The 13,188-nt window shown below is 70.2% G+C and carries 12 protein-coding genes; 1 reads left to right on the top strand and 11 read right to left on the bottom strand.

Annotated elements, in window-relative coordinates; translation table 11 throughout:
- The first annotated feature begins 28 nt into the window (after positions 1 to 28).
- Positions 29 to 1,342, top strand: coding sequence for an ArgE/DapE family deacylase (locus tag ACSQ89_RS00515; RefSeq protein WP_436292220.1), 1,314 nt, complete (start codon positions 29 to 31; stop codon positions 1,340 to 1,342).
- On the opposite strand, the gene ACSQ89_RS00510 is transcribed toward ACSQ89_RS00515, so the two are convergent.
- Genes ACSQ89_RS00510 through ACSQ89_RS00460 form a run of 11 tightly spaced genes read right to left on the bottom strand, consistent with a single transcriptional unit; the run spans position 1,339 to position 13,182 of the window.
- On the bottom strand, positions 1,339 to 2,613 hold the full coding sequence (locus tag ACSQ89_RS00510; RefSeq protein WP_436292219.1) for an aspartate aminotransferase family protein: 1,275 nt from the start codon (positions 2,611 to 2,613) through the stop codon (positions 1,339 to 1,341). The genes ACSQ89_RS00515 and ACSQ89_RS00510 overlap by 4 nt on opposite strands.
- Before the next feature lies 1 nt (position 2,614).
- Entirely contained in the window at positions 2,615 to 3,667 is a 1,053-nt protein-coding gene (locus ACSQ89_RS00505) for a phosphotransferase (RefSeq protein ID WP_436292218.1), read from the bottom strand.
- On the bottom strand, positions 3,664 to 4,692 hold the full coding sequence (locus ACSQ89_RS00500; RefSeq protein WP_436292217.1) for a histone deacetylase family protein: 1,029 nt from the start codon (positions 4,690 to 4,692) through the stop codon (positions 3,664 to 3,666). The genes ACSQ89_RS00505 and ACSQ89_RS00500 overlap by 4 nt, the downstream gene beginning before the upstream one ends.
- A gap of 17 nt (positions 4,693 to 4,709) precedes the next feature.
- Entirely contained in the window at positions 4,710 to 5,411 is a 702-nt protein-coding gene (locus ACSQ89_RS00495) for a GntR family transcriptional regulator (RefSeq protein WP_093104628.1), read from the bottom strand.
- A gap of 32 nt (positions 5,412 to 5,443) precedes the next feature.
- Positions 5,444 to 6,328 carry a DMT family transporter gene (locus tag ACSQ89_RS00490; protein WP_436292216.1) on the bottom strand — a complete coding sequence of 295 codons (885 nt, stop codon included), beginning with the start codon at positions 6,326 to 6,328 and terminating at the stop codon, positions 5,444 to 5,446.
- Entirely contained in the window at positions 6,325 to 7,383 is a 1,059-nt protein-coding gene (locus tag ACSQ89_RS00485) for a histone deacetylase family protein (RefSeq protein WP_436296054.1), read from the bottom strand. Before ACSQ89_RS00485 ends, ACSQ89_RS00490 begins: the two co-directional genes overlap by 4 nt.
- Entirely contained in the window at positions 7,380 to 8,750 is a 1,371-nt protein-coding gene (locus tag ACSQ89_RS00480; RefSeq protein WP_436292214.1) for an aspartate aminotransferase family protein, read from the bottom strand. Before ACSQ89_RS00480 ends, ACSQ89_RS00485 begins: the two co-directional genes overlap by 4 nt.
- 1 nt (position 8,751) lies before the next feature.
- Complete coding sequence (locus ACSQ89_RS00475) at positions 8,752 to 9,714, bottom strand: 2-hydroxyacid dehydrogenase (RefSeq protein ID WP_093104642.1); 963 nt, start codon at positions 9,712 to 9,714, stop codon at positions 8,752 to 8,754.
- Positions 9,714 to 11,369, bottom strand: a complete 1,656-nt coding sequence (locus ACSQ89_RS00470) for an ABC transporter ATP-binding protein (RefSeq protein WP_093104643.1) — start codon at positions 11,367 to 11,369, stop codon at positions 9,714 to 9,716. The genes ACSQ89_RS00475 and ACSQ89_RS00470 overlap by 1 nt, the downstream gene beginning before the upstream one ends.
- Positions 11,366 to 12,211, bottom strand: coding sequence for an ABC transporter permease (locus tag ACSQ89_RS00465; protein ID WP_093104645.1), 846 nt, complete (start codon positions 12,209 to 12,211; stop codon positions 11,366 to 11,368). The genes ACSQ89_RS00470 and ACSQ89_RS00465 overlap by 4 nt, the downstream gene beginning before the upstream one ends.
- Positions 12,208 to 13,182, bottom strand: coding sequence for an ABC transporter permease (locus tag ACSQ89_RS00460; RefSeq protein WP_093104646.1), 975 nt, complete (start codon positions 13,180 to 13,182; stop codon positions 12,208 to 12,210). Before ACSQ89_RS00460 ends, ACSQ89_RS00465 begins: the two co-directional genes overlap by 4 nt.
- Positions 13,183 to 13,188 lie beyond the last annotated feature (6 nt).

Raw genomic sequence — 13,188 nt, 5'->3', positions numbered from 1 at the left:
CGGGCACAGAGCTTGCGGGGGCCAGCGCATGAAGAATCCTTCCCCCGCGGTCGATCGCACCCGCCTGCTCGCAACGATCGAGCGGCTCTCGCCGCGCATGACGGAGATCCTGAGCGAATTCGTCGCGGCGCCCAGCCTGTCGGGTGCGGAGCAGCCGGCCGCCGAATTCTTCGAAGGCGCGCTGACCGAGCTGGGATTGGAGTCCGAGCGCATCGTGCTCGACAGCAGCCTGATCGAAGGCATGCCGCTGTTCTCCTGCCCGTGCGACCCCGACAACGGCCGCTACAACCTGCTGGCGCGCCACCTGCCGCGCATGGGCGGCGGGCGCTCCGTGCTGTTCAACGGGCACATCGACGTGGTGCCCACCGGACCCGAGGCGCTGTGGACCCGGCCGCCCTACGTGCCCTGGGTGAAGGACGGCTGGCTGCACGGCCGCGGCGCGGGCGACATGAAGGGCGGCCTGGTCTGCGCGCTGATCGCCTACCAGGCCTTGCGCGAGATGGGCCTGCAGCCGGCCGGCACCGTCGGCTTCAACGCCGTGCTCGACGAGGAGAACACCGGCAACGGCACGCTCGCCACCGTGCACGCGTTGCAGAACGCGCTGGGCAAGGCGAAGCTCAGCGACTTCGATGCGGTGCTGATCCCCGAGCCCTTCGGCGAAACGCTGATGCGCGCGCAGGTTGGCGTGTGCTGGCTCTTCATCGACATCACCGGCCGGCCAGCGCATGTCGCCTACATGAGCAAGGGCGTCAACCCGATCGAGGCCGGCATCGCCATCATGGCCGACCTGAAGGCGCTGGAGGCCGAATGGAATGCGCCCGAGCGCCGGCATCCGCTGTTTCGCGACGTGGAGCATCCGCTCAACTTCAACCTGGGGCGCATCGAGGGCGGCGAGTGGAACTCGTCGGTGCCTTGCACCTGCAGGCTCGGCATCCGCTTCGGCTTCTTCCCCGGCACGACGGCCGAGGAGGCCACGCTGCAAGTGACGCAACGCATCCGCGCCACCGCGGCCCGGCTCGATGCGGATCTCACGGTGGAGATCAACGCACGCGGACATTTCTCGCCGGGCTGCGAATACGAGCTCGACGCGCCGCCGCTGCGCATGCTGGCCGAGGCGCACGAGAAGATCACCGGCGCCGCGCCCAAGCCGCTCGCCTGCACCGCCACCACCGACGGCCGGCACTTCGCGCTGATGACCGACATCCCGGTGACTGTCTACGGCCCGCTGGCGCGCAACATCCACGGCATCGACGAAGCGGTCTCGCTGGACAGTATGAAGCGCGTGGCCGCCACCATGGCGCAGTTCATGGCGGACTGGTGCGGCGTCGAGCCGCTCGACTAGAGCGTCGTCAGCACGCTATCGAGCGTGTCGACCAGCAGGTCCGCATGGGCTTCGCTAAACACCAGCGGCGGACGGATCTTCAGCGTGCTGGCGTCCTCGCCGGTCGAGCTCAGCAGCACCTGCCGGTCGCGCAGCGCGTTGACGATGCGCGCCGTCTCGGCCGTGGCCGGTGCGCGCGTGGCGCGGTCGCTCACGAGGTCCACGCCGACGAACAGGCCGGCGCCGCGCACCTCACCGACGAGCGCATGGCGCGCGGTGAGCGCCGTCAAACGCGCGCGCAGGTACTTGCCGACGCGCTGTGCGTTCGCCATCAGGCCTTCGCGCTCGATCACGTCGAGCACCGCCATGCCGGCGGCCATCGAAACCGGGTTGCCGCCGAAGGTGTTGAAGTAGCGGCATTCGCGCGCGAAGGCGGCGAGCACCTCGGGCCGCACCGCGAGCCCGGCCAGCGGATGGCCGGCACCGAGCGGCTTGCCCATGGTGACGATGTCGGGCACCACGCCGTGGCGCTGGAAGCCCCAGAAGGCATCGCCGGTGCGGCCCAGCCCGGGCTGCACTTCGTCGGCGATGAAGATGCCGCCGGCGGCGCGCACGGCCTCCACCGCCTCGGCCAGGAAGCCCGGCGGGTCGGTGAAGATGCCGTCGCTGGAGAACACGGTGTCGACCATCAGCGCGGCGGGCCGCATGCCATGCGCCTGCAGATCGGCGATGGCGGCGCGCACGCCGTCGGCGAAGGCCGCGCCGCCGCTGTCGGGCGCCGGCACGGTGCGCACGGCGTCGCCGAGCTGCACGAACTTGCCGAGCGAGGGCGAGGCTTCGGCGATCGATGCGGTCACGCCGTGGTAGGCGAAGCGCGTGACGATCAGGCCACAAGCCTTGGTGTGCGAGTGCGCAATGCGCATCGCCAGGTCGTTGGCCTCGCTGCCGGTGCAGGTGAACATCGCGTGCGCGAGCTCGGCGGGCATCGTGGCGAGCAGGCGCTCCGCATAGTCGAGCACGCCTTCGTGCAGGTAGCGCGTGTGCGTGTTGAGCACGCCGGCCTGGCGCGCGATGGCTTCCACCACATGCGGATGGCAATGGCCGACCGAGGCGACGTTGTTGTACGCGTCCAGGTAGCGCCTGCCGTCGGCATCGTGCAGCCAGACGCCCTCGCCGCGGACCGGGTGCAGCGGCGTCTCGTAGAAGAGGCGGTAGGCCGGGCCCAGGACCCGCGCGCGGCGGTCCATGAGCGAGCGGGTCGCAGGAGGGATCGCAGAAGTTGAGGTCGGCATGTCAGGCTTCCATGTGCAGGCCGCAGGCGCGGCGGAAGACGGCGGTCGCGGCTTCGGCGCCGACGCGCTCGCAGGCCGCGAGGCGCGCCCATGAGAGCGGGTTGTTGCGCAGCAGGTAGGCCGCGTTCTCGGGATGGCGCGCCGCGCGCCAGCCGCTGATGGCCACCACCATCACCAGCCGCGCCGTGATCAGCGTGAACAGCAGCTCGACTTCGGCCGCGAGCAGCGGCCGCACGCCGTGGTAGGCGGCAACGAAGGGCGCGATGTCGGCCAGCGGATCGCCGCCGGTGCCGACCTGGTAGGCGGCCGCGACGGCCAGATCGTCGATCGCCGGCGCGCGCACCATGTCGCCGAAGTCAAGGATGCCGGCGATGCGGTCGGTGTCGGCCGGATCGACCAGCACGTTGTAGATGTTGAAGTCGTTGTGGATCGGCTGCGCGGGCAGCGCGGCGAGCCGTGGCTTGGCGTCGCGCTCGAAGCGGTCGAGTGCGCCCTCCGCCAGCGCGCGGCGCTCCGGGTCGGCGATGTGCGCGAGCAGGCCGCGCACGCCGTCGGCGCGCTGGATGTCCCAGGGCAGCGCGAGCTCGCCGGCGGGATGGTCGAAATCGCGCAGCGCAAGGTCGAGCCGCGCCAGCATGCGCGCGAGGTTCTGTTGCTGCCGCGGCGTGCGCGGCGCCTCGGGCAGCGGCAGGCCGGGCAGGTAGCTGAAGAGGCGCGCCACGCGCGGCAGGCCGTCTCCGGGATCGCAGAGGAAGGAAGGCTCGCCGCTCGATGCCGGCACGATGCGCTGCACCGGCAGCTGCGGGTCGGCAGCCGCGAGGTGCAGCAGCGCCTGGGTCTGGAAGTCGGCGACCAGCGCCGACTCGGCCGGATGCGAGATCTTCAGCATGAAGCGCGCGCCGTCGCCGGGCGGCGCCAGCAGGTAGTTGCGGTCGCGCTCGCCCGTCAGCGCGCGCAGCTCGCCCTCGATGCCCCAGCGCTCGCGCGCCAGCGCGCGCACCCAGGCATCGTCGAGTTCGGGCGAGCCCTCGCTCAGGACCTGCGCGTCGGTCATGCCGCGCCGGCGAAGCCGCGCAGCGCGCTCGCGATGTTGGGGCCGAGGTCGTCGGAGAGGTAGCCGCCCTCCTGCACCAGCACGGTCGGCAAGCCGAGGCGCGCGATCTCGGCCAGCAGAACCGCAAAGCCCGGCGTCGTGATCTTCATGCCCTTGTACGGGTCGCGCTCGTGCGTGTCGAGGCCCAGCGCCACCGCCAGCGCGCCGGGCGCAAAGGCGCGGATGCTGTCGCAGGCCTCGCGCAGCGCCGGCAGGTAGCCGTCGAGATCGGTGCCGAGCGCCAGCGGCTTGTTGATGTTGTAGCCCAGGCCCTCGCCCTCGCCGCGCTCGTGCGCATGGCCGGTGAAGAAGGGCGTGAAGTTGCGCGGGTCGCCGTGCAGCGAAATGGACAGCACGTCGGCACGGCGGTAGAAGATGCCCTGCGTGCCGTTGCCGTGGTGCACGTCGATGTCGAGGATGGCCACGCGCGCGTGCCTGCTGCGCAGATGCTGCGCGGCGATGGCCACGTTGTTCAGGTAGCAGAAGCCGTTGGCGCGATCGACGTAGGCGTGATGGCCCGGCGGGCGGCACAGCGCATAGGCGGCGCGCTCGCCGTCGAGCACCAGCTGCGCGGCGTGCGTCGCCATGTGGGCCGACGCAACGGCCGCCTCCCAGGTGCGGGGGCCGATCGAGCAGGCGTTGTCGCCCATGTGAAAGCCCGCTTGTCCGACCACGCTCTCGGGATAGCTGCAGGGCTGGCCTGGAAAGGGGTGGATGTTCGGCATCACCTCTTCCGAAGGGTCGTCCAGCAGCTGCCAGCGCGCATGGGCCGTCTCGAGGAAGCGCAGGTAGTCGGGCGTGTGGATGGCCGCGCGCGGGCCGGCGCCGAAGTCCTCGCAGGGGACGATCTCGTGGCCATCCTTGCGCACAGCGTCGAGCAGCCGGAAGGCGCGCTCGGGCTGCTCGTTGCTGCGCTTGAGCTTGCCGCGCACCATGAACAGCTGCGGGTCGTGCCCTTGGTGCGTGTCGGTGTAGACGACCTTCATCGAGGGGGTCCTTGAATTCAGGGGGTGGGGACGCCGTGCTGGCGGACGAACAGGGCGCGCACGTCGCGCCATGCGGATTCGATGTGCGTGCGCATCGCGGCCTTGGCGGCTTCGATGTCGCGGCGCACCAGCGCGTCGGCGATCAGCAGGTGGTTGCTGGCCACGGTCTCGGAATCGTCGACCACGGTGATGAGGGCGATGATCATGCGCAGCTCGGTCTGCGTGTTCAGGAAGATGCGGTGCAGGTGCGCATTGCCCGAGAGTTCGCTGATCAGCGTGTGCAGCGCGAGGTCGGTATCGATGCGCTCGTCCTGCGCCCGCGTGCGTGCCAGGCGCACCATGTCGTCGACCATCGCGCGCACGCGCGCGAGGTCGGCATCGCTGGCCTTGCGGCAGGCCAGCTCGATCGAAGTCAGCTCCAGGCTCAGGCGCACTTCGTACAGGTCGTCGATCTCCTGCACGCTGATGGTTCGCACCGCGAAGCCGTGGCGCGGCCGCGCGACCAGCACGCCCTGGCGCTCGAGCCGGCGCGCCGCTTCGCGCACCGGCGCACGGCTCACGCCCATGCGGCGCGCGATGTCGGCTTCGACGATGCGGCTGCCGGGCGCGAGGCGGCCTTCGACGATGGCGCGGGTGAGCTGGGCTTCGACCAGGCCGACCAAGTCGGTCGCCTCGACGGATTCGAAAAGAACGGTGTCGGAAGAGGAATTGAAAGCCATGTGGTTGTCTCGTCTTGTTGGAGCACCCGGGCTCATTCTTTCATCGGCTGCCGCGCCAGGTAGACGCCGGCCGCGATGATCAGCGCAATGCCCGACATCGCCAGGCCGTCGGGCGGCTTGTGGAACCAGAAGGTGCTGAAGGCCACCGCGAGCAGCAGCTGGAAATAGTTGAGCGGCGCCAGCGTCGAGGCCTCGACCCGCTCGAAGGCCGCCAGCAGCAGCCACTGCGCCGCGCCGCTGCAGGCGCCGCCGGCCAGGAGCAGCAGCACGGCGCCGGCCTCGGGGCGCTCGGCCGGCAGGAAAAGCGGCGCCGGCAGCGCGGTCGCGATCAGGCAGACCAGCGCGGTGTAGGCGTACTGCACGGGGCTCGCGACCCTGCCCGCGAGCCGGCGCGTGAGCAGCTGGAAGACGGCGTAGCAGACGGCGGCGATCGCCATCAGCACGGTGCCGAGCCACGGCAGGTCGCTGCCGGGCCGCACGATCAGCAGCATGCCGGCAAAGCCGACGACCACGGCCACCCAGCGGCTGCGCTGCACCTGCTCGCCCACCAGCCAGGGCGACAGCGCGACCATCAGCAGCGGCGCGGTGAAGTAGATGGCCGTGGCCTCGGCCAGCGGCATCCAGATCAGCGCCGTCATGAAGCAGGTGGCCACGGTCGCCAGCATCGCGCCGCGCAGCAGCAGCAACTTCTTCTGCGGCGCGCGCCAGATGCGCAGGTCGCCGTGGTGCAGCAGCATGGCGAGAGCGATGCAGATCACCGACAGGTAGCGCATCAGGTTGACGAAGGGCGCCGGGTAGAACTGCAGCATCTTCTTGCAGAAGGCGTCGTAGGAGGCGAAGGCCACCAGCGCGCAGAAGAAGAGCGCGATGCCGGCGCTCCTCGACCCCGGGGCTCGCAGTGCGGCGGTGGTCATCACCGAAGCGCCTCGAAGCCGCGCAGAAAGTGGTCCAGCGCCGAGCCGATGGCTTCCACCATGTAGCCGCCTTCCTGGACGATCACCGTGGGCAGGCCCAGCGCGCCGATCTTCTCGCCGATGCGGCGGTAGGCGTCCAGGTCGAGCCGCAGCACGCTGATGGGGTCGTCCTTGTAGCTGTCGAAGCCCAGCGCGAGCACGAGGGCCTTGGGCGCGAAGCCGCGCAGCGCCGCCAGTCCCTGGTCCACCGCTTGCAGGAAGAGCTCGTTGCCGGCGCCGTGGGGCAACGGCAGGTTCAGGTTGCAGCCCTCGCCCGCACCGCTGCCGCGCTCGTGCGCATAGCCGGTGTAGAACGGGTAGTAGCCGCTCGGATCGGCATGCGTCGACACGGTCAGCACGTCATCGCGCGCATAAAAGATGTTCTGCGTGCCGTCGCCGTGATGGGCATCGAGGTCGAGCACGGCCACGCGGCCATGGCGCTCCCGGAGGCGCTGCGCGGCCGCCGCACTGTTGTTCACGTAGCAGAAGCCGCCCGCGCGGTCGCGGTGCGCGTGGTGGCCCGAAGGCCGGCACAGGGCATAGGCGGCATCGCCGCTGTCGAGCACCGCGTCGGCCGCCGCCACCGCGGTGTGCGCCGAACGCAGGACCGAGCGCCAGGTGTGGGGGCCGATCGGGCACGAGAGGTCGCTGATGTAGTAGCCCGTGCGCGCCACGATCGACGGCGAGGGGCAAGGCGCGCGCAGCACGCCCGGCGTGCCGCCGTGGTACGGCGAAAGATTGGGCAGCACCTCGATGCCCGGCTCGACGCCCGGCAGCTTCAGCGCGCGCCACAGCGCGTAGGCCGTTTCGAGGTAGTCCAGATAGTCGGCGCTGTGCACGCCTTCGAGCGGCGCGCGGCCGTAGTCCGGCGGCTGCACGAGTTCGATGTCGCGCGCGGCCAGCGCGTCGCGCAAGGCGTGCGCGCGGGTCGGCAGATCGGCCGGCTTGCTGATGCGGCCCAGGCGCATGAACTGCTGCGGGTCGTGCAGCAGCTGCTCGTCGGTGAAGAAGGCCTTCATGCCATCGACGCTTCGAAGCCGGCCAGGGCCCGATCGAAGCGCTCGAACATCTCGTCGATCTGCGCTGCGCTGATGATGAGCGGCGGGCAGAAGGCGACGGCGTCGCCCATGGCGCGCACGATCAGGCCCTGTTCCAGCGCGAGTTCGGCCACGCGCGCGCCGGCCTTCTGCGCCGGATCGAAGGGCGTGCGCCGGGCCGGGTCGGCGGCGAGTTCGATCGCACCGATCAGGCCCACGCCGCGCACCTCGCCGACATGCGGGCGCGCTGCGTAGCGCTGCAGGCCCTGCTGGAAGCGCGGCGCCAGCGCCTTCACGTGCGCGAGGATGTTCTCGTCTTCGTAGGCCTGCAGCGTTTCGAGCGCGATCGCGCAGGCCACCGGATGGCCCGAGTAGGTGAAGCCGTGACCGAAGGTGCCGATCTTTCCGCTGTTGGCGGCCACCGCCGCATGCACCTTCTCCGACACCATCACGGCCGAGATCGGCACGTAGCCCGAGGACAGCGCCTTGGCCGCGGTCAGGATATCGGGCCGCAAGCCGAAGGTGGTGGAGCCGAACATCTCGCCGGTGCGGCAGAAGCCGCAGATCACCTCGTCGGCGATCAGCAGCACCTCGTACTTCGCGAGCACCGCTTGCACCTTCTCGAAGTAGGTGGCTGGCGGCACCAGCACGCCGCCCGCGCCCATCACGGGCTCGGCGATGAAGGCGCCGACGGTCTCGGGGCCCTCTTCGAGGATGCGCTTTTCCAGCGCATCGGCCAGGCGCGTGGCAAAGGCTTCCTCGCTTTCGCCGGCCTCGGCGTAGCGGTAGTGGTGCGGGCAGTCGACGTGCAGGATGCGAGCGATCGGCAGGTCGAAGTCGCGGTGATTGGGCACCAGGCCGCTCAAGCTGGCCGCTGCCACGGTGACGCCGTGATACGCATTGCGGCGCGCGATGATCTTCTTCTTGTCCGGCTTGCCGATGGCGTTGTGGTAGTACCAGACCAGCTTGACCGCGCTGTCGTTGGCCTCCGACCCGGAGTTGGCGAAGAACACCTTCGACATCGGCACCGGCGCGAGCGTGAGCAGCTTCTCGGCCAGCGCGATGGCCGCCTCGTTCGAGCGGTGGTTGAAGGTGTGATAGTAGGGAAGCGAGCGCAGCGCCTCGCTGCCGGCCTTGGCCAGGCGCTCGTTGCTGAAGCCCAGCGAGGCGCACCACAGGCCCGACATCGCCTCCAGGTAGCGGCGTCCCTGGTCGTCCTCCACGAAGATGCCGTCGCCGCGCCGGATCACCAGCGGCCCGACCTGGGGATGGGTGGCGAGGTTGGTGAAGGGATGAAGGTGCGCCGCGATGTCGTGGGCGGCGTTGTCGGCGTGGGTGGATGGGTTCATGTCAGTAGCCGCGTTCGAGGTCGACCAAGTGGGAAGGACGCTCGCCTTTTTTCAGCAGCGCGAGGTTGGCAAGGGTCTGCTGCGCGATCACCAGGCGGTCGGTGCGCGTCGCGATGTGCGGCGTGATCAGGATGCGCGGATCGCCCCAGAAGGGATGGTCCGGCAGCAGCGGCTCCTGCGAGAAGGCATCGAGTGTCGCGGCCGCGAGCTGGCCGCTTTCGAGCGCAGCCAGCAGGTCGGCTTCGACCAGGTGATCGCCGCGGCCGACGTTGATCAGGTGCGCGCCGCGCGGCAGTTTCGCGAACAGCGCGGCATCGAGAAAGCCCTGCGTCTGCGGCGTCAAGGGCAGCAGGCACACCAGCGTGTCGCAGCCCGACAGGAACGCGTCGAGCTGTCCGGCGCCGTGGAAGGCGACGACGCCCGGCGGCAACGCTTCCTTGGCGCTGCGGCTCCAGCCGCGGACCTGGTAGCCGATGCCCGCGAGCGCCTCGGCGCAGGCCATGCCCAGCGTGCCGAGGCCGGCGATGCCGACGCGATGGCGGCGCGGCGAGACCACGTCCTGCTCCTCCCATCGGCCGGCCGCAGAGCTCGCAACGTAGGCGTTCATGCCGCGATGGTGCTGCACCACCGCCCAGCTCACATAGGCTTTCATGCCGGCGGCCATGCCGGTGTCGACGATGCGGCACAAGGGGCGCTCGCGTGGCAGCTGCGGGTCGGCCACGATGTGGTCGATGCCCGCGGCCAGCGACTGCACGAGCTTCAGCTTCGGCAGCCGCGCCAGCTGACCGTGCGGCGGGTACCAGCAGACCGCCGCCTCGATGTCTTCCAGCGGCCCGAGCTCGGCGCCGAGCCGCAGGTCGATGCCGGGGCAGGCCTCGCGGAAAGCGGGTGCGAGGTACTGCATGTCCAGCACCTCGCTGAGCAGCGCCACGCAGGGTGTCGTGCTGTCGCCGTTGCGCTGCATCACGCGACCCGCGCCGCAGCTTCGTCGGGCGAAGCCAGCCGCGGCACCGCATCGATCAGCTTGCGCGTGTACGCATGCTGCGGGTCGTTCAGCACCGCATGCGTCTCGCCGTACTCCACCACCTCGCCGCGCTGCATCACCGCGATGTGGTCGCACATCTGGCCGGCGACGCGCAGGTCGTGGGTGATGAACACCATCGCCAGCTGGAACTGCTCGCGCACCTGGGCGAAGAGTTCCAGCACCTGGGCCTGCACGGAGACGTCGAGCGCCGACACCGGCTCGTCGGCGACCAGCAGTTCGGGCTGCATCGCCAGCGCGCGCGCGATGCCGATGCGCTGGCGCTGGCCGCCGGAGAACTCGTGGGGGTAGCGTTGCGCCGCGTCGGCCCCGAGCCCGACCAGTTTCAGCAGCTCCATCGCGCGCGCCATGGCCTCCGCCTTGGCTACGCCCTGGGCGATGGGACCGCCGGCGATCGCCGCACCGATGCGATGCCGCGGATTCAGCGACGCATACGGATCCTGGAACACCATCTGGATCTTGCCGCCGGCAGAGCGGCGGAAGTTCCCGTCCTGCGCCAGGTTGTGCCCCTTGAAGAGGATGCGGCCGCTGTCGAAGGGCGCCAGGCCGACCAGGCAGCGTCCCACGCTCGACTTGCCCGAGCCCGACTCGCCGACCAGGCCCAGCGTCTCGCCGCGGCGCAGCTCGAAGTTGATGTTCTTCGCGGCCTGCACCGAGCGGCCACGTTTGAACAGGCCCGCGCCGGACTTGTAGGTCTTGCACAGGTCCTGCACCTGCAGCAAGCGCAGCGCATCGTCGGTCGGCGTGGCGCGCTGCGCGTGGCCATGGGGAATGGCGGCGATCAGCTTGCGCGTGTAGGGATGCCGCGGCGCGCCGAGCACGCCGGCGGCGGCCCCGGACTCGACGATCTTGCCGGTCTGCATCACCACCACGTGATCGGCGATCTCCGAGACCACGCCGAAGTCGTGCGTGATGAAGAGCACCGCGGTGCCGCGGCGCTGCTGCAGTTCGCGCACCAGCTTGAGGATCTGCGCCTGCGTCGTCACGTCGAGCGCGGTGGTCGGCTCGTCCGCGATCAGCAGCACGGGCTCGAGCACGAGCGCGCAGGCGATCATCACGCGCTGGCGCTGGCCGCCGGAGAGGCGGAACGGATAGCTGTCGATCAGCAGCTCGGGATCGGGCAGGCCGACGTCGGCCAGCGCCGCGAGGATGCGGCGCCGCTTCTCGGCCGCGGGCACCGTGCCGTGCGCATCGAACACCTCGCCAATCTGCTCGCCGATGCGCATGACCGGATTCAGCGCCGTCATCGGCTCCTGGAACACCATGCCGATGCGCCGGCCGCGCAGCTCGCGCATCTGCGGCTCGGTCAGCGCCAGCAGGTCGGTGCCTTCGAACAGGATCTTGCCGGCCACCGGCGCCACCTGCGGGCGCGGCAACAGGCCCATCACCGCGTTGGCGATCATCGATTTGCCCGAGCCGGATTCGCCGACGACGCACAGCGTCTGGCCCGGCAGCACCGAGAGCGTCGCGCCCTCGACCGCGAGCGCGCGGTCGGCACCCTTGGGCAGCGAGATGCTCAGGTCGACGACCTCGAGCACGGCTTGCGCCGGCTTCAGGCGTGTCACGCCGGCGTTCATCGGCCCCTCCCGTCCAGCCGCGTGTTGAGGCCGTCGTTGAGGCCTTCACCCACCAGGTTGAGCGCGAGCACGGTCAGCACGATGGCCAGCCCCGGGAACAGCGCCATCCACCAGGCCTGGCGCAGCACGGTGCGGGCCGAGCCAACCATGTAGCCCCAGCTCATCTGGTTGGGGTCGCCCAGGCCGAGGAAGCTCAGGCTCGATTCGAGCAGGATCGCCGTCGCCACCATGAGCGAGGCCATCACGATGATGGGCGACATGGCGTTCGGCAGGATCTGCGTGAGGATGATGCGCGGCGTCGACTGGCCGGCCAGCAAGGCGGCCTGCACGAAGTCGCGCTGGCGCAGCGTGAGGAACTCGCTGCGCACCAGGCGCGCCACCGGCGGCCAGGAGACGATGGCGATGGCCGCCACGATGGAACCGACCGAGGGCTGGAAGATCGCGACCAGCACGATGGCCAGCGCAAAGCTCGGCACCGCCTGGAAGATCTCGGTGAAGCGCATCAGCCCGGCATCGATCCAGCCGCCGAAGTAGCCGGCGACGGCACCGAGCGTGACGCCGATCAGGAGCGCGACGACGGTCGAGACCACGCCGATCAGGAGCGAGATGCGCGCACCGTGGATCACGCCCGAGAGGATGTCGCGCCCGAGGGTGTCGGTGCCCATCGCGAAGCCGGGCTCGGTCCAGGGCCGCAGGAAGGGCTGCTGCACCATGCCCCAGGGGTCGTTGGCGGCCATCCAGGGGCCGAACAAAGCGACGACGGCGACGACCGCCAGCACCACCATGCCGGCCACCGCGCCCTTGTTGCGGACGAAGCGCCGCCAGAAAGGACTTTGGGTCATGTCAGTTCGATGCGTGGGTCGACCAGCGTGTAGACGAGGTCGGTGATCAGGTTGAACAGCACGGCCATCGCCGCCGTCACGAGGAAGGTGCCTAGCAGCAGGCTGTAGTCGCGCTGCAGCAGCGCGTCGAACATCAGGCGGCCGAGGCCGGGCCATGCGAACACGGTTTCGGTGAGCACCGCGCCGCCGATCAGGCTGCCGGCCTGGATGCCCGCGAGCGTGACCACCGGCAACAGCGCGTTGCGCAGCACGTGCGCGCGCAGGATGCGGCCGGGCTTCACGCCCTTGGCGCGTGCCGTCTTCACGAAGTCCATCTGCGCGACGTCGAGCATGGCGGCGCGCGTCATGCGGGCGTAGACGGCCATGTAGAACAGCGCCAGCGTCAGCACCGGAAGCACCAGGTGCTGCGCAACGTCCCACGCCAGTGCCAGCCCGGTCGCGCCCGAGCCGACGGTGCTGAAGCCGAAGCCCGGAAGCCAGTCGAGCTGCACCGTGAACACCAGCACGGCCATGAGGGCGAGCCAGTACAGGGGCGTGGCATAGAACACCAGCGCCACCGTGGTGATCGCGCTGTCCACCCACGTCCCGGCCCGCCGCGCCGAGAGCGCGCCGAGCGTGACGCCGAACAAGAGCGACAGCGCGAAGGCGCTGCCGGTGAGCAGCAGCGTCGCGGGCAGCCGGTCCAGGATCAGCTTCAGCACCGGCTGCTGCTGGCGGTAGGAGAAGCCGAGGTCGAGCTGCACCACCTTGCCGAGGTAGGTGCCGAGCTGGGTCGTGATCGGCTGGTCGAGCCCGAACTGCGCGCGCAGCTGGGCGACGAACTGCGGGTCCGAAGCACCGGCCTCGCCGGCCAGCACCGAGACCGGATCGCCCGGCGCGGCGCGCACCAGCATGAAGTTGACGGTCGCGATCAGCAGGATCGCGACCAGACCCTGCAGCACGCGGGCCAGCATGAATTGCGTGCGCTTCATGCGCGG

This window comes from Variovorax sp. LjRoot175, assembly GCF_964253805.1.
GTDB lineage: Bacteria > Pseudomonadota > Gammaproteobacteria > Burkholderiales > Burkholderiaceae_C > Variovorax.
Note: the sequence above shows the minus strand (reverse complement) of the source record. Positions and strands in the feature narration are given on the sequence as shown.

Coding starts and splice junctions, on each gene's coding strand:
- ACSQ89_RS00515 (WP_436292220.1), top strand. CDS start 29: ATGAAGAATCCTTCCCCCGCGGTCGATCGCACCCGCCTGCTCGCAACG.
- ACSQ89_RS00510 (WP_436292219.1), bottom strand. CDS start 2,613: ATGCCGACCTCAACTTCTGCGATCCCTCCTGCGACCCGCTCGCTCATG.
- ACSQ89_RS00505 (WP_436292218.1), bottom strand. CDS start 3,667: ATGACCGACGCGCAGGTCCTGAGCGAGGGCTCGCCCGAACTCGACGAT.
- ACSQ89_RS00500 (WP_436292217.1), bottom strand. CDS start 4,692: ATGAAGGTCGTCTACACCGACACGCACCAAGGGCACGACCCGCAGCTG.
- ACSQ89_RS00495 (WP_093104628.1), bottom strand. CDS start 5,411: ATGGCTTTCAATTCCTCTTCCGACACCGTTCTTTTCGAATCCGTCGAG.
- ACSQ89_RS00485 (WP_436296054.1), bottom strand. CDS start 7,383: ATGAAGGCCTTCTTCACCGACGAGCAGCTGCTGCACGACCCGCAGCAG.
- ACSQ89_RS00480 (WP_436292214.1), bottom strand. CDS start 8,750: ATGAACCCATCCACCCACGCCGACAACGCCGCCCACGACATCGCGGCG.
- ACSQ89_RS00475 (WP_093104642.1), bottom strand. CDS start 9,714: ATGCAGCGCAACGGCGACAGCACGACACCCTGCGTGGCGCTGCTCAGC.
- ACSQ89_RS00470 (WP_093104643.1), bottom strand. CDS start 11,369: ATGAACGCCGGCGTGACACGCCTGAAGCCGGCGCAAGCCGTGCTCGAG.
- ACSQ89_RS00465 (WP_093104645.1), bottom strand. CDS start 12,211: ATGACCCAAAGTCCTTTCTGGCGGCGCTTCGTCCGCAACAAGGGCGCG.
- ACSQ89_RS00460 (WP_093104646.1), bottom strand. CDS start 13,182: ATGAAGCGCACGCAATTCATGCTGGCCCGCGTGCTGCAGGGTCTGGTC.